At 42.2% G+C, this 16,213-nt stretch carries 26 protein-coding genes; 25 read left to right on the top strand and 1 reads right to left on the bottom strand.

Annotation, left to right across the window (positions count from 1 at the left end):
* Window positions 1–23: 23 nt before the first annotated feature.
* The 18 genes from rpsH (at window position 24) to truA (ending at window position 10,776) form a co-directional block, all read left to right on the top strand.
* Window positions 24–422, top strand: coding sequence for a 30S ribosomal protein S8 (rpsH, locus tag CL176_RS11220; RefSeq protein ID WP_118991360.1), 399 nt, complete (start codon window positions 24–26; stop codon window positions 420–422).
* A gap of 40 nt (window positions 423–462) precedes the next feature.
* Window positions 463–999, top strand: a complete 537-nt coding sequence (gene rplF / locus CL176_RS11215) for a 50S ribosomal protein L6 (RefSeq protein WP_118991359.1) — start codon at window positions 463–465, stop codon at window positions 997–999.
* 43 nt (window positions 1,000–1,042) lie between these two features.
* Window positions 1,043–1,396, top strand: a complete 354-nt coding sequence (rplR, locus tag CL176_RS11210; RefSeq protein WP_118991358.1) for a 50S ribosomal protein L18 — start codon at window positions 1,043–1,045, stop codon at window positions 1,394–1,396.
* A 23-nt stretch (window positions 1,397–1,419) separates the two neighbouring features.
* On the top strand, window positions 1,420–1,923 hold the full coding sequence (rpsE, locus tag CL176_RS11205; RefSeq protein WP_118991357.1) for a 30S ribosomal protein S5: 504 nt from the start codon (window positions 1,420–1,422) through the stop codon (window positions 1,921–1,923).
* Window positions 1,924–1,934: 11 nt separating this feature from the next.
* Window positions 1,935–2,114, top strand: a complete 180-nt coding sequence (rpmD, locus tag CL176_RS11200) for a 50S ribosomal protein L30 (RefSeq protein WP_118991356.1) — start codon at window positions 1,935–1,937, stop codon at window positions 2,112–2,114.
* Between the two features lie 33 nt (window positions 2,115–2,147).
* Window positions 2,148–2,588, top strand: a complete 441-nt coding sequence (gene rplO / locus CL176_RS11195; protein ID WP_118991355.1) for a 50S ribosomal protein L15 — start codon at window positions 2,148–2,150, stop codon at window positions 2,586–2,588.
* On the top strand, window positions 2,588–3,886 hold the full coding sequence (secY, locus tag CL176_RS11190) for a preprotein translocase subunit SecY (protein ID WP_118991354.1): 1,299 nt from the start codon (window positions 2,588–2,590) through the stop codon (window positions 3,884–3,886). Before rplO ends, secY begins: the two co-directional genes overlap by 1 nt.
* Before the next feature lie 25 nt (window positions 3,887–3,911).
* The gene (locus tag CL176_RS11185; RefSeq protein WP_118991353.1) at window positions 3,912–4,562 is read left to right on the top strand and encodes an adenylate kinase; all 651 of its coding nucleotides are present in this window, start codon (window positions 3,912–3,914) and stop codon (window positions 4,560–4,562) included.
* Window positions 4,563–4,612: 50 nt separating this feature from the next.
* Complete coding sequence (gene infA / locus CL176_RS11180; RefSeq protein WP_118991352.1) at window positions 4,613–4,831, top strand: translation initiation factor IF-1; 219 nt, start codon at window positions 4,613–4,615, stop codon at window positions 4,829–4,831.
* A 25-nt stretch (window positions 4,832–4,856) separates the two neighbouring features.
* Window positions 4,857–4,970: a 50S ribosomal protein L36 gene (gene rpmJ / locus CL176_RS11175; protein WP_118991351.1), complete on the top strand. Its 114-nt coding sequence runs from the start codon at window positions 4,857–4,859 to the stop codon at window positions 4,968–4,970.
* Between the two features lie 23 nt (window positions 4,971–4,993).
* The gene (gene rpsM, locus CL176_RS11170) at window positions 4,994–5,350 is read left to right on the top strand and encodes a 30S ribosomal protein S13 (protein ID WP_118991350.1); all 357 of its coding nucleotides are present in this window, start codon (window positions 4,994–4,996) and stop codon (window positions 5,348–5,350) included.
* A gap of 27 nt (window positions 5,351–5,377) precedes the next feature.
* On the top strand, window positions 5,378–5,770 hold the full coding sequence (gene rpsK, locus CL176_RS11165; RefSeq protein WP_118991349.1) for a 30S ribosomal protein S11: 393 nt from the start codon (window positions 5,378–5,380) through the stop codon (window positions 5,768–5,770).
* An 85-nt stretch (window positions 5,771–5,855) separates the two neighbouring features.
* The gene (locus CL176_RS11160; RefSeq protein WP_118991348.1) at window positions 5,856–6,800 is read left to right on the top strand and encodes a DNA-directed RNA polymerase subunit alpha; all 945 of its coding nucleotides are present in this window, start codon (window positions 5,856–5,858) and stop codon (window positions 6,798–6,800) included.
* 25 nt (window positions 6,801–6,825) lie between these two features.
* Window positions 6,826–7,206, top strand: a complete 381-nt coding sequence (gene rplQ, locus CL176_RS11155) for a 50S ribosomal protein L17 (protein WP_118991347.1) — start codon at window positions 6,826–6,828, stop codon at window positions 7,204–7,206.
* Window positions 7,207–7,489: 283 nt separating this feature from the next.
* Window positions 7,490–8,326: an energy-coupling factor ABC transporter ATP-binding protein gene (locus CL176_RS11150; protein ID WP_205528165.1), complete on the top strand. Its 837-nt coding sequence runs from the start codon at window positions 7,490–7,492 to the stop codon at window positions 8,324–8,326.
* Window positions 8,296–9,189 (top strand): energy-coupling factor ABC transporter ATP-binding protein, encoded by an 894-nt coding sequence (locus CL176_RS11145; protein WP_118991346.1) that lies wholly within the window; start codon window positions 8,296–8,298, stop codon window positions 9,187–9,189. The genes CL176_RS11150 and CL176_RS11145 overlap by 31 nt, the downstream gene beginning before the upstream one ends.
* Window positions 9,182–9,985, top strand: coding sequence for an energy-coupling factor transporter transmembrane component T family protein (locus CL176_RS11140; protein WP_118991345.1), 804 nt, complete (start codon window positions 9,182–9,184; stop codon window positions 9,983–9,985). The genes CL176_RS11145 and CL176_RS11140 overlap by 8 nt, the downstream gene beginning before the upstream one ends.
* 14 nt (window positions 9,986–9,999) lie before the next feature.
* A complete protein-coding gene (gene truA / locus CL176_RS11135; protein WP_118991344.1) occupies window positions 10,000–10,776 on the top strand; it encodes a tRNA pseudouridine(38-40) synthase TruA in 777 nt (258 codons plus the stop codon).
* Window positions 10,777–10,824: 48 nt separating this feature from the next.
* Here the strand turns inward: truA and CL176_RS11130 are convergent, their stop codons facing one another.
* Window positions 10,825–11,472, bottom strand: coding sequence for a hypothetical protein (locus tag CL176_RS11130; RefSeq protein WP_118991343.1), 648 nt, complete (start codon window positions 11,470–11,472; stop codon window positions 10,825–10,827).
* Window positions 11,473–11,650: 178 nt separating this feature from the next.
* Here CL176_RS11130 and CL176_RS11125 point away from each other — a divergent pair, with 178 nt between their 5' ends.
* The 7 genes from CL176_RS11125 to CL176_RS11095 all read left to right on the top strand — a co-directional run bounded on the left by CL176_RS11125 (window position 11,651) and on the right by CL176_RS11095 (window position 16,090).
* Window positions 11,651–12,166 (top strand): GNAT family N-acetyltransferase, encoded by a 516-nt coding sequence (locus tag CL176_RS11125; RefSeq protein ID WP_118991342.1) that lies wholly within the window; start codon window positions 11,651–11,653, stop codon window positions 12,164–12,166.
* Window positions 12,167–12,168: 2 nt separating this feature from the next.
* A complete protein-coding gene (locus CL176_RS11120) occupies window positions 12,169–12,573 on the top strand; it encodes a DUF3224 domain-containing protein (RefSeq protein ID WP_118991341.1) in 405 nt (134 codons plus the stop codon).
* 154 nt (window positions 12,574–12,727) lie between these two features.
* Complete coding sequence (locus CL176_RS11115) at window positions 12,728–13,624, top strand: LysR family transcriptional regulator (protein ID WP_118991340.1); 897 nt, start codon at window positions 12,728–12,730, stop codon at window positions 13,622–13,624.
* A gap of 10 nt (window positions 13,625–13,634) precedes the next feature.
* The gene (locus tag CL176_RS11110; protein WP_118991339.1) at window positions 13,635–14,204 is read left to right on the top strand and encodes a chromate transporter; all 570 of its coding nucleotides are present in this window, start codon (window positions 13,635–13,637) and stop codon (window positions 14,202–14,204) included.
* On the top strand, window positions 14,201–14,764 hold the full coding sequence (locus CL176_RS11105; RefSeq protein WP_118991338.1) for a chromate transporter: 564 nt from the start codon (window positions 14,201–14,203) through the stop codon (window positions 14,762–14,764). The genes CL176_RS11110 and CL176_RS11105 overlap by 4 nt, the downstream gene beginning before the upstream one ends.
* 164 nt (window positions 14,765–14,928) lie before the next feature.
* Window positions 14,929–15,414: a methylated-DNA--[protein]-cysteine S-methyltransferase gene (locus tag CL176_RS11100; RefSeq protein ID WP_205528113.1), complete on the top strand. Its 486-nt coding sequence runs from the start codon at window positions 14,929–14,931 to the stop codon at window positions 15,412–15,414.
* Window positions 15,415–15,427: 13 nt separating this feature from the next.
* Window positions 15,428–16,090 carry an endonuclease III domain-containing protein gene (locus CL176_RS11095; RefSeq protein WP_118991631.1) on the top strand — a complete coding sequence of 221 codons (663 nt, stop codon included), beginning with the start codon at window positions 15,428–15,430 and terminating at the stop codon, window positions 16,088–16,090.
* The last annotated feature ends 123 nt before the right edge of the window (window positions 16,091–16,213 follow it).

Genomic DNA, 16,213 nt, shown 5'->3' with positions numbered 1-16,213 from the left:
AAAGATTAAGGAGGTAACACTATATGGTAATGACAGATCCAATTGCGGACTTTCTAACACGCATCCGTAATGCAAATGCACAAATGCATCAAACTGTATCTGCTCCATCTTCAAATATGAAAGTTGCCATTGCTGAAATTTTGAAAAACGAAGGTTTCATCAAAGGTTACGAAGTAGAAGAAGATAACAAACAAAACGTAATCACCGTTAAATTGAAATATGGTCGCAATGACGAGAAAGTTATTTCAGGCTTAAAACGTATTTCTAAACCAGGTCTTCGCGTATATGCGCAAGCTGAAGAAATGCCTAAAGTACTAAACGGCTTAGGAATCGCGATTGTTTCAACTTCAAATGGAGTTGTAACTGATAAAGTTGCTCGCCAACAAGGTATCGGCGGCGAAATCTTAGCTTACGTTTGGTAATTTCACAAAAATATTATAGAATATAAGGAGGTGCGGTCCTGTGAGTCGTATTGGAAATAAACCCATCGAAATCCCATCCGGCGTAACCGTTGAATTAAACGGAAACACTGTGACTGTTAAAGGACCTAAAGGCGAATTAACTCGTGAGTTAAGTCCCGCCATTGCAGTAAATGTAGAGGATAATGTAATTACTTTTACACGTCCAAACGATCAAAAAGAAAACCGCTCAATCCATGGAACTACACGCTCATTAGTAGCAAACATGATTGAAGGTGTCTCAACTGGTTTCAAGAAAGAATTGGAACTGATCGGTGTTGGATACCGTGCACAAAAACAAGGCAACAAACTTGTCTTGAACGTCGGTCTATCTCACCCAGTTGAATTTGAAGCAGGCGAAGGTGTTGCAATTGACGTACCAAGCAACACACAAATTATTGTTGAAGGCTTCAACAAAGAGAAAGTTGGCGAATTAGCCGCGAATATTCGTGCCGTTCGTCCACCAGAGCCCTACAAAGGTAAAGGTATTCGTTATGTTGACGAATATGTACGTCGTAAAGAAGGTAAGACTGGTAAGTAATAACTTACTTGCTGCATGATATTCCAAATAAAGAGGTGACAATATGATTACAAAACCAGATAAGAATAAACAACGTAAGAAGCGCCATATGCGTATTCGTAATAAAATTTCTGGGACTGCTGAGTGCCCACGCTTGAACGTGTTCCGTTCGAACACCAACATCTATGCTCAAGTTATTGATGACGTAGAGGGTGTGACGCTTGTCAGTGCCTCAAGTTTAGATGATAATATTGAAGGAACCAAAGTTGACCAAGCCAAAGCAGTTGGTAAATTGGTTGCTGAACGTGCTCAAGAAAAAGGCATTAAAACAGTTGTATTTGACCGTGGTGGATATGTATACCATGGCCGAGTTGCAGCATTGGCTGAAGCCGCTCGTGAGAACGGTTTAGAATTCTAATCGGATAAGGAGGTAAAGATTGAATGGAATATGTAAACCCTGAAACATTAGGTGAAATCGAAGATCGCGTTGTTGCGATTAATCGTGTCACAAAGGTTGTTAAAGGTGGACGTCGTCTACGTTTCTCAGCTTTAGTCGTTGTAGGTGACCGTGAAGGACATGTAGGATTTGGTACAGGTAAAGCGCAAGAAGTTCCTGAAGCAATCCGTAAGGCGATTGAAGACGCTAAGAAGAAAATGATCACCGTACCAATGACTGGTTCAACCATCCCTCATGAAGTCCTTGGTGAATTCTGTGGTGGTAAAGTTCTCTTAAAACCAGCTGCTGCCGGTTCTGGAGTTGCTGCCGGTGGACCTGTTCGTGCGATTGTTGAATTAGCGGGTATCCAAGATGTGACTTCTAAATCCCTTGGTTCAAACACACCAATCAACATGATTACTGCTACGATGGAAGGACTCCAACAGCTTAAAGTTGCTGAAGAAGTTGCTGAACTTCGTGGTAAGACTGTTGAAGAAATTCTAAATTAGGAGGCAGAATGATGGCGAACTTAGAAATTACGCTTAAGCGTAGCTTAATTGGCCGTAAACAAGACCAAATTAAGACTGCCCACGCTTTAGGTCTGAAAAAGACAAATAAGACAGTCGTGCAACCTGATAACGAAGCAATTCGTGGCATGACACGCAAGATTTCTCATCTAGTTGAAGTCAAAGAAATTTAATAGCTAAATTTAATCCAGAGGAGGTGCGAAGGAATGAAACTTCATACACTTAAGCCAAACGAAGGATCACGTCAATCACGTAACCGTGTAGGTCGCGGATCTGGTTCAGGCAACGGTAAGACAGCTGGACGCGGTCAGAAAGGCCAAAAGCAACGTTCAGGTGGTAAAGTGAAAGTTGGTTTTGAAGGTGGTCAAACACCATTAATGCGTCGTTTGCCTAAACGAGGCTTTAACAATATCAACCGTAAGGAATACGCAATCGTTAACTTAGAAACATTGAATCGTTTTGAAGACGGTGCAACAGTTAATGTTGAAACGTTAAAAGAAGCTGGTATCATCAAGAATGAACTTGCTGGAGTAAAAGTTCTTGGTAACGGAACACTCGAGAAGAAATTAACTGTTCAAGCTGCGAAGTTCTCCAAAACTGCTGAAGAAGCAATTACTCAAGCAGGTGGATCTGTAGAGGTGATTTAATGTTTTCCTTTATTAAAAATGCATTTACAACACGTGAGGTCCGTCGCAGAATATTCTATACACTATTCATGTTAGCTGTCTTTCGGTTAGGTTCACACATTCCTGTACCGGGTGTCAATGCTGAAGCATTACAATTAATCAGCAGAAGCGGTATTCTAGGGTTGTTAAATACATTTGGTGGGGGAGCATTACAACGATTCTCTATCTTTGCGATGGGTGTATCACCTTATATTACATCCTCTATCATTGTTCAACTCTTACAGATGGATTTAATTCCGAAATTTACAGAGTGGGCAAAGCAAGGTGAAGTGGGACGGCGTAAGCTGAATCAAGCAACCACATATGGAGCGATTATTATCGGCTTCATCCAATCACTTGGACTTGCCTTTGGTTTTAATCAACTGGCTGGTTTAGGCCTGGTGATTAACCCAAGTATGCCAACATATTTATCGATTGCCCTAATTCTGACAGCAGGAACTATGCTATTAGTCTGGATGGGTGAGCAGATTACACGTAACGGTGTAGGTAATGGAACTTCCATGATTATCTTCGCCGGAATTGTTGCGCAAGTACCTCAAGAGATTTACGCATATTTCCAGCAGAATATTCAAGGCGTTGAAGGGGTTGCTTTACGCAACAGCTTACTGATAGCTCTAGGTATCGTTCTGGTATATGCAATTGCGATTATTATTGTAGTGTTAATGGAACAAGCCCAAAGACGCATTCCAATTCACTACTCTAAGAAAATTTCAGGATCTAAGCATACAGCTCATTTACCACTGAAAATTAATTCAGCGGGTGTGATCCCGGTTATTTTCGCAACATCTGTTATTTCTTTACCGCAGACAATCTTCTCATTTATTGATCAAGAGAAAGCATCCACTTGGTTGCAATGGGTTATGCGTTTATTTAACTTAAATGACCCAATCGGCGTAGTCTTCTACACCGTATTACTGATTGCCTTTACTTATTTCTACGCTTTAATCCAAGTAAACCCTGAGAAAGTCGCAGAAAACTTACAGAAACAAGGCGGTTACATTCCAAGTGTTCGTCCAGGTAAAGATACAGAAAACTACTTAACTTATTTACTTAACCGGTTGAGTGGAGTAGGGGCACTTTACTTAACAGTGATTGCTATTACACCAATTATTGCAGGGATGATTTGGAAGGATATTCCAACAGCCTTGTCACTAAGTGGGACAAGCTTATTAATTGTTGTCGGGGTAGCAATTGAAACGGCTAAGCAAATCGAAGGTCGTATGATTAAACGACGCTATAAAGGTTTTCTTTACTACTAGCACAGTGAACAGTTAGGAGATACATATGAATATTTTATTAATGGGTCTACCTGGTGCAGGTAAGGGAACTCAAAGTGAAATGATTGCTAATGATTACGATATGATTCATATCTCAACGGGAGACATCTTCCGTAAGGCAATCAAAGACGAAACCCCATTAGGTCTGGAAGCCAAACGCTATACAGACAACGGAGACCTTGTGCCAGACGATATTACAAATGGTTTAGTTAAAGAACGTTTAGCTGAAGCAGACGTACAAGCCAACGGCTTCTTACTTGATGGTTATCCGAGAACTATTGCGCAAGCAGAGGCATTGGATGCTAACCTAGCGGATATCGATTCAAACTTAGATCATGTTATCTATATTGAGGTCGACGCTGATATCTTAAAAGAACGCCTAAGCGGACGGATTATGTGTTCAAATTGTGGCGCAACTTACCACAAAGTATACAATCCGCCAAAAGTCAGTGGCGTATGTGATGTCTGCGGACACACTGAATTTCATCAAAGAGAAGATGACACACCTGAGAAAGTGGGCCATCGTATCCAGTTACAAATGGACTCTATTCGTCCAATTCTAGAGCATTATGAAGCAGCGAACCTATTGACGAAAATCAATGGGGATCAAGCAATTGAAACTGTCTATCGTGAGATTCGTAATATATTAGGTGAATAGTATCGTAGACCCCTCACAACAATCTACTGGTAAATAAGGAGGTAAAAGCAATGGCTAAAGATGACGTAATCGAAGTTGAAGGTACAGTAGTTGAAACTTTACCGAATGCAATGTTCAAAGTAGAATTAGAAAACGGCCATGAAATATTGGCTCATGTCTCGGGTAAAATTCGTATGAACTACATCCGTATTTTGCCAGGAGATCGCGTAACGATTGAAATGTCTCCGTATGACTTATCAAGAGGACGCATTACCTATCGTTTCAAATAAGACTTAAGTTCTGAGGAGGAGAAACATGAAAGTTAGAGCATCCGTAAAACCAATTTGTGAAAACTGTAAAGTTATCCGCCGTAACGGTAAAGTTATGGTAATTTGCAGCAATCCAAAACATAAACAACGCCAAGGTTAAGGGTAAATAAAGGAGGGAAATATATGGCTCGTATTGCAGGGATTGATATTCCACGCGATAAACGTGTGGTAATTTCATTAACATACATCTATGGAATCGGTAAAACAACTGCACAGAATATCTTGAAAGAAGCAAATGTTTCTGAAGATACTCGTGTTAAAGATTTATCTAACGATGAATTAGACCGTATCCGTAGTGTCGTTGACTCAATCAAAGTAGAAGGTGACTTACGCCGTGATGTAAGCATGGACATTAAACGCCTTCAAGATATCGGTTCATACCGTGGTATGCGTCACCGTCGCAACTTACCTGTACGTGGACAGAATACTAAGAACAATGCCCGTACACGTAAAGGTGCTAAGAAGCCTGTTACTAGATAAGCAATATAAAGGAGGTTAAGAAAAGATATGGCAAGACAATCAACTCGTTCTAGACGTCGTCGCGTAAGAAAAAATGTTGAGCGTGGAGTTGCACACATTCGCTCTACGTTTAACAATACGATTGTAATGATTACTGATGAAGCTGGAAATGCAATTGCATGGTCTTCAGCAGGGTCATTAGGCTTCCGTGGATCAAGAAAATCTACCCCATTTGCTGCTCAAATGGCTGCGGAAGTTGCTGCAAAAGGTGCAATGGAGCATGGAATGAAATCAGTTGAAGTAGCGGTTAAAGGTCCTGGTTCAGGTCGTGAATCAGCAATTCGTTCACTTCAAGCAACTGGATTAGATGTTACTGCAATTCGTGACGTAACACCAATCCCTCACAACGGTTGCCGTCCTCCAAAGCGTCGCCGCGTATAATGTTCTTTGTCTCAGCAAAGGCTGTGCTTAATACGCATGACATTATCAGTGAATCATTACGTTTTGAAAGGGGAACATGTTATCAATGATCGAAATTGAAAAGCCTGAAATTACAACGATTGAAGTTAGTGATGACGAAAAATTTGGTAAGATAGTCATTGAACCACTTGAGCGTGGATATGGAACTACCCTTGGAAACTCATTACGTCGTATTCTTCTATCATCCTTACCTGGGGCTGCAATTACCACGGTACAAATTGATGGAGTCCTCCATGAATTTTCGACTGTTGAAGGTGTTGTAGAAGATGTCGCAACAATCATTTTAAACCTTAAGAATTTAGCGATGAAACTTCATACCGATGAAGATAAAATCGTTGAAATTAATGTAACAGGACCGAAAACTGTTACCGCAGCTGATATTATTCATGACAATGAACTAGAAATCTTAAATCCTGATTTGTACATCTGTACTTTATCAGAAGGTGCCACATTAGCGATGCAGATGAATGTATCCAATGGGCGAGGTTATGTACGTAGTGAATATAATAAAGCTGATGATTTACCAATTGGTGTCATTCCCGTAGATTCTGTTTATACACCGATTGACAAGGTCAATTATACGGTCGAAAACACCCGTATTGGTCAACAAAATATATACGATAAGTTAACAATGGACATTTGGACCGATGGATCAATTTCACCAGAGAAGTCCCTCAGTTTAGCTGCGAAAATCTTAATTGAGCACTTAAATGTTTTTGTTAATCTTAACGAAGATGCTCGCGATGTCGAGATCATGGTTGAGAAAGAAGAGACAGAGAAAGAGAAAGTTCTAGTCATGACGATTGAAGAACTAGACCTTTCGGTACGCTCTTATAACTGTTTGAAACGCGCTGGAATCAATACGATTCAAGAGTTAACAAATAAGACTGAAGCAGAGATGATGAAAGTTCGTAACCTCGGACGTAAATCCCTAGCTGAAGTCAAGAATAAACTAGCTGAACTTGACCTTAGTCTCAAAGATGATGACTAGTTCACTAGATAAAGGAGGATAAATTATGGCATATCGTAAATTAGGACGCACAAGTTCACAACGTAAAGCAATGCTACGTGACTTAACAACGGACGTAATTATCAACGGAAGAATCGAAACAACGGAAGCTCGCGCTAAAGAAGTTCGTCGCTTAGTTGATAAGATGATCACCCTTGGCAAAAAAGGCGATTTAGCTTCTCGTCGTAAAGCTGCTTCTTTCTTACGCTTCGAAATTGCGGATGCAAGAATTGAAGATGATGAAGTAGTTATCGAACGTGTATTAGACCGCGTATTCGATACGTATGCAGCAGAATATGCTGATCGCAATGGTGGCTATACCCGTATCCTTAAAAAAGGACCACGTCGCGGAGATGCTGCTGAAATGGTGGTTTTAGAGTTAGTTTAAGACAAGTGTAGTTTTTAGGTCACTTTTATGATGAAGAGCGTTATGATTGCCTAAGGGGTGGTCTAGCTCTAGCACGAATGATGTATATCATTCCGGTTGGAAGTTAGCTTCCAACCGTTGTGCTAACATCGTTAAAGTGCTTTTTTTATACTTAAATGCATCAGGGTGCTGGTGTATTTAGGTATAAGAAAAGCCGGTATTTAATTGTATAATTACTAGGATGTCTAGTAAGATAGATTGCAATGTGAAGAAGTTTCAAATCATGTATTGGAGTGATGAGATGGTGGGGGAAGTTATTGCTGCCAGTGGCGTATCTTTTAAGTATGCTCCTGATGAGGCAGATGTTTTGTCGAATATATCTTTTGCAATTGAGCAAGGGGAATGGATTGCTATGATTGGGCCGAATGGCTCAGGCAAATCTACCTTAGCTAAGATTATGAATGGTCTACTTGCCCCTCATTCCGGGACAATTCAAGTCAAGGGAGAAACACTAAACGAGGAAACTGTTTGGAATGTACGCCAGAGTGTAGGCATGGTCTTTCAAAACCCTGATAACCAATTTGTTGGCGCGACGGTTGAAGATGATGTTGCTTTCGGCATGGAGAATCTCGGCGTACCGCGACCAGAGATGATTGAGCGGGTAGAGCATGCACTTGAAGAAGTGAATATGCAAGCGTATAAGCAGCATGAACCTGCCAAGCTTTCGGGCGGTCAGAAGCAAAGAGTGGCCCTTGCAGGGATTATTGCCTTACGCCCAGACGTCATTATTATGGACGAAGCGACCGCGATGTTAGATCCGATGGGTCGCTATGAAGTGATAGAAGCGATTGAACGCTTGAAGGAACGCTATAACTTAACTGTTATTTCAATTACGCATGACCTTGATGAAGCGGCTGAAGCAGACCGCATTTTTGTAATGAATCAGGGACAACTGGTTAAGATTGCCCCACCGGAAGAGATTTTCTTGATGGGTGAAGAGTTAATGGGCATGGGCTTAGATGTCCCCTTCTCCCAAAAATTACAAAAAGCATTATCAACAAGGGGCTTTGCTGTTCCGGAGACGTATTTGGATGAGGAGGATTTACTGCAGTGGTTAAGCAAATTATATTCCAAGATGTAAGCTATGCTTATAATGTGGGGACACCGCTGGAGTATCAAGCATTAAAGCAGATTAATGTATCTATTCACACGGGTAAGGTGACAGCAATTGTCGGCCATACCGGCTCCGGGAAATCAACCTTAATCCAGCATTTAAACGTCCTTTTAAGGCCTACAGCCGGGCAAGTTACCTTGGGAGATTATACCATTACTTCAGGGCAGGACAGTCAATCTTTGAAGGATTTACGCAAGCAAGTGGGGGTTGTCTTCCAATTTCCTGAAGCTCAACTCTTTGAAGAGACGGTCTTAAAAGACGTTATGTTTGGCCCCCTTAACTTCGGGGCCAGTCCAGAGGAGGCCGAAGAAGTAGCCCGGCACATGCTATTAGAAGTCGGAATTCATGAGTCGTTATTCCAACGATCACCCTTTGATTTGAGTGGTGGCCAGATGCGTCGGGTGGCGATTGCTGGTGTGCTAGCATTAGAGCCAAGTGTCTTAGTCTTAGATGAGCCCACAGCGGGCTTGGATCCGATGGGTCATCACCAAATGATGGAATTATTTATGCGACTTCAAGCAGAGCAGGATTTGACCTTAGTTCTGGTGACCCATCAGATGGAAGACGTGGCCAATTATGCTGATTACGTTATTGTCATGGACCAAGGTCAGATTCATAAAGTTGGCTCACCCAAAGAGGTCTTTGCCGATACAGCTTGGCTTAAGGAACATCATCTAACCTTGCCGAAATCAATGGATTTTCTGGAGCGATTATTAGAGGAAAGCGGCATAAGCTATCCTGTGACAGAGGCGCCATTAAATGTTGAGGAATTGGCTGATATTCTCTTAGCCATGCAAGCAGACTTGAAGGGAGGGATGGGCGATGTTTGATAAATTACTGATTGGCCGCTATATTCAAGGGAATTCTTGGATCCATCGCCTTGACCCTCGAGCGAAACTCTTGGGGACGATTTATTTTATTTTCCTTATTCTACTAGCAAATCATTGGCTAGCGTACTTGCTATTAACGGCAGTCGTCTTTATACTGATTCGCCTAAGTGGAATTGATTTGAGCTTCTTTCTCAAAGGAATTCGGCCGATGATTGGCTTAATTCTCTTTACCGTCTTGTTTCAAGTGTTCTTCTCCCAAGGTGGTGAAGTGTACTTTAGTTGGGGAATTCTGCAGGTCACTTCTGAAGGGCTGAGGAATGCGGTATTTATCTTTATTCGACTGGTCTTGGTGATTATGATATCTACCTTATTAACCTTAACCACGGCTCCTTTAGAATTGACCGATGGGATTGAGCATTTGTTGCGCCCCTTGAGTCGCTTCGGCTTTCCTTCCCATGAGATTGCCTTGATGTTATCCATTGCCTTGCGATATGTACCGACCTTAATGGATGAAGCGCAGAAAATTATGAATGCGCAAAGAGCGCGCGGTGTTGAGTTTAATCAAGGCTCGTTTATCCAACGTATTCAAGCGATTATTCCGATTCTTGTGCCTCTTTTTGTCAGTGCCTTTAATCGTGCGGAAGAAATGGCCACTGCGATGGAGGCTCGCGGCTACCGCGGAGGGGAAGGTCGAACAAAATACCGGCAATTGAGTTTCCACAAGGGAGATACGGTCCTTGTGCTCGGTTTACTGGTTCTGACTGTGGTAATTTTCGGCATTCGTAATTATATTTAAAGGGAGAGGCTTGCATGACACGCTACGCAATCAAGATGGAATACGACGGAACCCATTATGTGGGTTACCAAGTGCAACCCAATGGGCCGAGTATTCAAGCTGCCTTAGAGAAAGCCTTGCAGACAATGGCTAAATTACCTGCAGAAGAACATATTCCGACCGCAAGTTCAGGTCGAACCGATTCAGGTGTTCATGCTTTAGGCCAAGTCGTCCATTTCGACTATCCGAGTGCCATTCCGCCTCAGGCTTTAACGCGAGCCTTAAATAGCTTACTAGACCCGTCAATTCGAGTGATTCAGGCGATTGAAGTTAGCGATAGTTTCCATGCCAGATATAGTGCTGTGGGAAAGCATTATTTCTACCGGGTTGATTTGAATCAGCACCCGGATCCCTTTAAGCGACTTTACACCACACATCACCCATACCGAATCTCTTTACCGGATATGCAAGAAGCCTTGGCGATACTTGTCGGACGACATGATTTTACCAGCTTTTGTTCTACACATACTGATAAAGTAGATAAGGTACGCACTTTGCATCAGGCTGAGGTTAACTATGACGCGAGGGCCAATGAATTGCGTTTTGATTTCTATGGGGACGGTTTCTTATATAATATGATTCGTATTATTGTCGGTACTTGCTTGCAGATAGGGGATGGCCTGAAGCCGGTTTCTGAGATGAAGCGCCTATTAGAGGTAAAGGACCGTAACCAAGCGGGTCCAACGGCTGCCCCAGAAGGTTTGTATCTGTGGAAGGTGGATTATGAACCGGATCCCTTTGAAGCATTATAAAAAGCGAAGCATCCTAACTTAAATGTTGGGATGCTTCGCTTTTGACGTTTATGCTTCGGCAATTTGATTCTCGAGGGAGTTGATTTCTTCAGTCATGTATTCATGAACGGCTGTGTTGAGTTCCTCGAAGCCGTCGAATTCTTCAACTTTCTCATTACTTGTTAAGTGTTCAATAAATCCATGGATGAAGTCCTCGCCTAAGCCAAGTTTGTATTGGATGACATTATGTAAGTCATCAATAAAGTAATAGCGTTCACCAATCATGGTACCAAAGTCGTCTGATTTATCACGTTCCTTGATGAGGCAAACTCGACCTAAGTAATAATCATAATAAGCTAAGTAGCATTTACCATCGAAATAGTATTCAAGCATGACACGCGAATCTTCTAGCGTAAATTCTCGTTTGAGTTTGAAAGATAGGGTATCTTCTACATGTTGATTGACAGCTGCAGTAATTTTCTCAGCTAATGCTTGAGTGGATTCGTTGCCATCAGCAATATCTTCGATATTCACAACAGGCGTATTCCAAACGGATTGACGGCGAGTGAAGCGGAAGTAGTAGCGATAAGGGCTGTGAAGAATGTAACTGCGACGGCGAATGTTATAGACAATGAACTTTTGTTTTTTATCGTCTTGGTATTGTTCAGCCAGTAATGTAGCGCGATCAGGGCTAATTTTCTGCATGGATTCTATCATTTGCTTACACCTCATAATTTATTCATTAATCGTTCTTCTAAATTATATCAATCTTACAGGGAAATTCAAATTTATTTCGATTGAGTATGCGACTTGTTGGTTCTCGAGAATGGGTTTGAGTTGTTGGAGCGTGTAGGATAAGGTATGATATTGGAAAGAAAGTGAAGGGGTGAAGCAAATGGAAATTCGTAAGACAAGCTTAGAGGATATGGCTGAGGTGCTCGAAATAATTGAATATGGGCGCCAACTGCAGCGTAGTCAGAGTGGGATTGTGCAGTGGCCAGATGATTATCCAGGTGCGACAGATATTCATCAAGATATTGAAGCTGGAGGTAGTTATGTGGCCTATGCTAATGAAGCGGAAGCGGATCTTGCAGCTGGCACGCTTCTGGGAACTTTTTTCTTGCAGGAAGAACCTGATCCGTATTATGAGAATATAGCGGGCGCTTGGCTTAATGAAGAGCCATATGTAACCATTCACCGTATCGCTTCAAATGGTCTTGCACCTGGTATTGGAACTAAGTGTATTGAATGGGTCATGGAACATTACGATAATATTCGCATTGATACGCATAAGCAGAATAAGCCCATGCGTTACATTATTGAGAAACTTGGCTTTGCGTATTGTGGTGTAATTCAAGTACGCGACGGAACTGACCGGAATGCGTATCATTATGTTAGAGAGGAAGAGTAGTTATGCAAGGTAAGGCACGTGCACATGTTAAAGCAGAACACCGGGATAAGCATCAAGGGCCGATTCAGGCTCGTTCAGCGGATGTTTGGACGGTTCTGTATGATATTCAAGGGGAGAAGATTCAAGGCACCGCACAGGGCATGTATTTGATGTACGGTGTAGAAGAGGAAGATGGGGAGGTAGCTTTGCAGTATGTTCGCGGTTTCCTCCATTTCAAAGGAGAAATCAATGGCCAAGCTGGTGAATTTCTAGCTCAAGAGCAAGGTGCCTTGCAACGGGACTCATTGAATATGAATGGGAATGTGATTGACGCGACGGAGGAATTTATGTTGCTTACAGGCAACTACCATTACGATCGGCCTTTGTCAGCTCAACTCGTTGAAGTTTCTTATCATTTCAATATGTAAAGTAGTATTAGAAGGGTTGTCCAAGGATGTGACGACTCTTTTTTTATTCGCCTAGAGCATGGACCTATGCTGAAATGGAATTTTACATGGGGAAGGAATTCCTGTAAACTCGAATTAAAAGCTTATTATAAAGTGTGACAGGAGGTTGAGCGAATTGTTAGATGTCAAGTATGCAAGTTTTCTGCAACTGTGTAAGGATATGAATTATACACAGGCGGCCGAGCATTTAAACGTTACCCAACCGACTGTCAGCAAGCATATTCAGCGAATTGAGCGGGATTTAGATGTAAAATTATTCTATTATGATACGCGCAATAACCTTAAGCTCACTCAAGCAGGGCAAATTCTCTTAGTTCATCTGGGACGAATAAACCATGAGGTCCACAGTCTAAAGCAGCAGTTAGCGCAAGTGGATGCCGATTTACGGATAGGTGCAAGCTTTACGATTGGTAACTACCTATTGCCCGACATTCTCTTGCAAACGGGGATGAATTTAAAGCATATTGAGTTGACGATTGATACCCAACAAGCCTTGTTGGACAAATTAAGTAATTACGACTTAGATGTCTTACTGCTGACCGCAGAGCCACTTGAAGATGAGAGCATCCATGCTGTTGAGGTTTACCAGGATGAGATTGTCTTAGCTTGTTCCATGCATCACTTCCTCGCCCAACAGAAAGTGCCCCTTCAGCAGTTGCAAGAAGAAGTATTTGTCATGCGTGAACCAGGGTCAGGAATTAATCATGCGATTGATAAATGGTTAAAATCTGTTTCCGCAAACCTTTTGGAAGCTAATGATGTGCAAATGATCGGCCACATTGAAATTGCCAAACGGATGGTCATGCAAAGAGATTACTTAGGTTTCTTTTACCGGGTGTCGATCGAAGAAGAGTTGGCTGCAGGGAAGCTCAGTCAAGTATTTATTGAAGATATGACAATGCAACAAAAGTTCTACTTGGTAACGCTAGAAAGAAATTGGAATCGAATGCAAGAATCTGTAAGCTACCTTCAAAAAGGGTTCGACGAATTAATGCATGCACGTAGATTGTAAAGGAGAAGCTATGACTAGGGAGAAAGCAGTACTTTGGGAATTATTTAAATCGACTTTCCGCATCAGTATGTTTACCTTTGGCGGAGGATATGTCATCGTCCCGATGATGCAGAAACGGTTCTGTGATGAGTTGGGTTGGATTGAGCGGGATGAGATGTTGGACTTAGTTGCGATTGCACAATCCGCGCCGGGTCCGATTGCGATGAATGCTTCAATTATGGTAGGTTACCGGGTTGCCGGACTTTATGGAGCTTTGGTGACAGCTTTAGGGACAATGTTCCCACCGCTTATCATTATGACAATTGTGACCTATATTTATAATGCCATTCGTGATAATGCTTATGTAGGTTATGTGATGTTAGGGATGGAAGCAGGCATTGCTGCGATTATTCTTAATGTGGTGTTTGATATGGCGGCTGGAATTATCAAGCAAGGCAATATTGTGAACATTATTGTCTTGCTTCTCTCGTTACTTCTAGCGATTTTCTACCAAGTTAATGTGGTGTGGTTGTTATTAATGGCAGCGGTGATAGGTTTTATCCAAACTTTTATCCGTATTCAAAGGGGTGAGATTGAATGATTTACTTGCAACTTATTTGGGCTTTCTTTCGCATTGGCCTCTTGAGTTTTGGTGGGGGATACGCTGTCCTGCCGATGATTGATCAGATTATTGTAGATCAATATGGTTGGATGACTGCCCAGCAATTTACCGATATTATCACCATCTCGCAGATGACCCCGGGTCCCATTGCCATTAATGCGGCAACCTTTGTGGGGAATCAACTGCTTGGGGTGCCGGGCGGTATCGTTGCTACCATCGGTGTCTGCTTGCCATCCTTAATTATTGTGCTGGCCCTGGCTTATTTCTACTTTAAATACCAGAACCTTGCCCTAGTGCAAGGGGTTGTCACAGCCATGCGTCCGGCAGTGGTAGCCCTCATTGCTTCCGCTGGTTTCTCCATTATTCTTACGGCCTTCTTTGGTTCAGGCGAGCCAGTGATTCAACTAGGTCATTTGAATGGCGTCTCAGTCGCTATCTTTCTTGTGTCCTTATTTCTTTTGCGACGATTTAAGTTGGATCCGACTTATATCATTATTATTACGGGGATTATAGGGCTGGTTGTGTATTCGATTCTTTAACTAATTATTGGCAAAAGTGATTGATAAAGAATATACACAATGACGCTTGATTTATACTGTGAAACAGATGCTTAAGTGAGTATCGGAAGTTTATTTTTGAGCAGTAACAGCCTGAATAGTTGGCAGAGTTTGCTATGTGTATGTTTATCAGAGGAGTGATTCCAGTGTACCACTATGCGACCTTAGTCCATGAAGGCTTAACATTCTATCTAGTTGCTTCACCTATCGGACTGGCCTTTATTGGCTTGCGGGCTAGTTTTGACAGGTGGCAGGCACAGCATCCTAAGATTCATCTACAAGAAGATGTGGACACGATGGCGCTTTATGTTGAGCAATTAAGGCAATATTTCGCCGGAGAACGCCAGGTCTTTGCCTTGCCACTAGATGCTCAGGGGACGCCTTTTCAGAAAGAAGTTTGGCAAGCTTTATTGGAGCTTTCCTATGGTGAGACCGTCTCATATTCTACGCTTGCATTAGGCATGGGTCGTCCTAAAGCAGTACGTGCAGTCGCTTCAGCTGTTGCGTCGAATCCGTTATTGATAGTTGTGCCGTGTCATCGAGTCATCGCCAAAGACGGCACCTTAGCTAATTACCGCGAAGGGCAAGCATTGAAACGAGCATTGCTTGATATGGAAGCGAGAAAGGGGTAGCTTTTTGAGCGAGATGACAGTGAATTTAAAGGAACTCTATGGTTACATGTTGCAAGAGATGGGCCCTCAAGGTTGGTGGCCAGCTGATTCGAAAGATGAAATAATTATCGGCGCTTTCCTCACGCAGAATACGAATTGGAATAATGTTGAATTATCCTTGGCGCAATTGAAGAAAGCAACGGCTTTTGAACCAGAACAGCTGCTTGCTCTGCCAAGGGCTGAATTAGAGGGCTTGATTCGGCCTAGTGGCTTCTTTAAGAATAAGGCCCGAGGTTTGCAGGAATTCTTCCAATGGTATGAGTCCTTTGCCTTTGAACCTGAAGCGGTGAACGCCGTCTTTCCAGAAGATCAAGTCTTGCGCAAGGAGTTATTGCGTCTTCATGGGGTTGGGGAGGAAACGGCCGACGTCTTACGCTTATATGTCTTTGATCAGGTAACCTTTGTATCGGATGCTTATGCTAGGCGTTTGTTTACGCAATTAACAGGTGTAATCTTTCCTAAGTATAAGGATTTACAAGAACGTCTTACGCTGAACTCAGCTTTTAATTTAGCCGAAGCGCAAGAGTTTCATGGGCTGATTGATGAATTTGGCAAAGTATATTTAAGAGGATCCGGCAAATTTAGTGAGAGTTTTCTGGCCGGAATAAGGCTCGCTGAAGGAGAATTGCTGAAATAAAGGTCCTGTGCTTCGAAATATCACCTCAAGCCATAAAGATTTAACCGCAATTTGTAAGATATATGTGTCTTTTGTTTTCGGCAAACCTAAAAATATGTTATCCTATAGCTACACACATTTGCA

The organism is Suicoccus acidiformans (assembly GCF_003546865.1).
Taxonomy (GTDB): Bacteria; Bacillota; Bacilli; order Lactobacillales; family Aerococcaceae; genus Suicoccus; species Suicoccus acidiformans.
The sequence above is the reverse complement of the archived record's forward strand: the minus strand, read 5'-3'. Positions and strand labels throughout refer to the sequence as shown.

Coding starts and splice junctions, on each gene's coding strand:
- rpsK (WP_118991349.1), top strand. CDS start 5,378: ATGGCAAGACAATCAACTCGTTCTAGACGTCGTCGCGTAAGAAAAAAT.
- rpmJ (WP_118991351.1), top strand. CDS start 4,857: ATGAAAGTTAGAGCATCCGTAAAACCAATTTGTGAAAACTGTAAAGTT.
- CL176_RS11095 (WP_118991631.1), top strand. CDS start 15,428: ATGACAGTGAATTTAAAGGAACTCTATGGTTACATGTTGCAAGAGATG.
- CL176_RS11105 (WP_118991338.1), top strand. CDS start 14,201: ATGATTTACTTGCAACTTATTTGGGCTTTCTTTCGCATTGGCCTCTTG.
- CL176_RS11130 (WP_118991343.1), bottom strand. CDS start 11,472: ATGATAGAATCCATGCAGAAAATTAGCCCTGATCGCGCTACATTACTG.
- rplR (WP_118991358.1), top strand. CDS start 1,043: ATGATTACAAAACCAGATAAGAATAAACAACGTAAGAAGCGCCATATG.
- truA (WP_118991344.1), top strand. CDS start 10,000: ATGACACGCTACGCAATCAAGATGGAATACGACGGAACCCATTATGTG.
- CL176_RS11125 (WP_118991342.1), top strand. CDS start 11,651: ATGGAAATTCGTAAGACAAGCTTAGAGGATATGGCTGAGGTGCTCGAA.
- rplO (WP_118991355.1), top strand. CDS start 2,148: ATGAAACTTCATACACTTAAGCCAAACGAAGGATCACGTCAATCACGT.
- rpsE (WP_118991357.1), top strand. CDS start 1,420: ATGGAATATGTAAACCCTGAAACATTAGGTGAAATCGAAGATCGCGTT.
- CL176_RS11140 (WP_118991345.1), top strand. CDS start 9,182: ATGTTTGATAAATTACTGATTGGCCGCTATATTCAAGGGAATTCTTGG.
- rpmD (WP_118991356.1), top strand. CDS start 1,935: ATGGCGAACTTAGAAATTACGCTTAAGCGTAGCTTAATTGGCCGTAAA.
- rpsH (WP_118991360.1), top strand. CDS start 24: ATGGTAATGACAGATCCAATTGCGGACTTTCTAACACGCATCCGTAAT.
- CL176_RS11120 (WP_118991341.1), top strand. CDS start 12,169: ATGCAAGGTAAGGCACGTGCACATGTTAAAGCAGAACACCGGGATAAG.
- secY (WP_118991354.1), top strand. CDS start 2,588: ATGTTTTCCTTTATTAAAAATGCATTTACAACACGTGAGGTCCGTCGC.
- CL176_RS11110 (WP_118991339.1), top strand. CDS start 13,635: ATGACTAGGGAGAAAGCAGTACTTTGGGAATTATTTAAATCGACTTTC.
- infA (WP_118991352.1), top strand. CDS start 4,613: ATGGCTAAAGATGACGTAATCGAAGTTGAAGGTACAGTAGTTGAAACT.
- rplQ (WP_118991347.1), top strand. CDS start 6,826: ATGGCATATCGTAAATTAGGACGCACAAGTTCACAACGTAAAGCAATG.
- CL176_RS11160 (WP_118991348.1), top strand. CDS start 5,856: ATGATCGAAATTGAAAAGCCTGAAATTACAACGATTGAAGTTAGTGAT.
- CL176_RS11185 (WP_118991353.1), top strand. CDS start 3,912: ATGAATATTTTATTAATGGGTCTACCTGGTGCAGGTAAGGGAACTCAA.
- rpsM (WP_118991350.1), top strand. CDS start 4,994: ATGGCTCGTATTGCAGGGATTGATATTCCACGCGATAAACGTGTGGTA.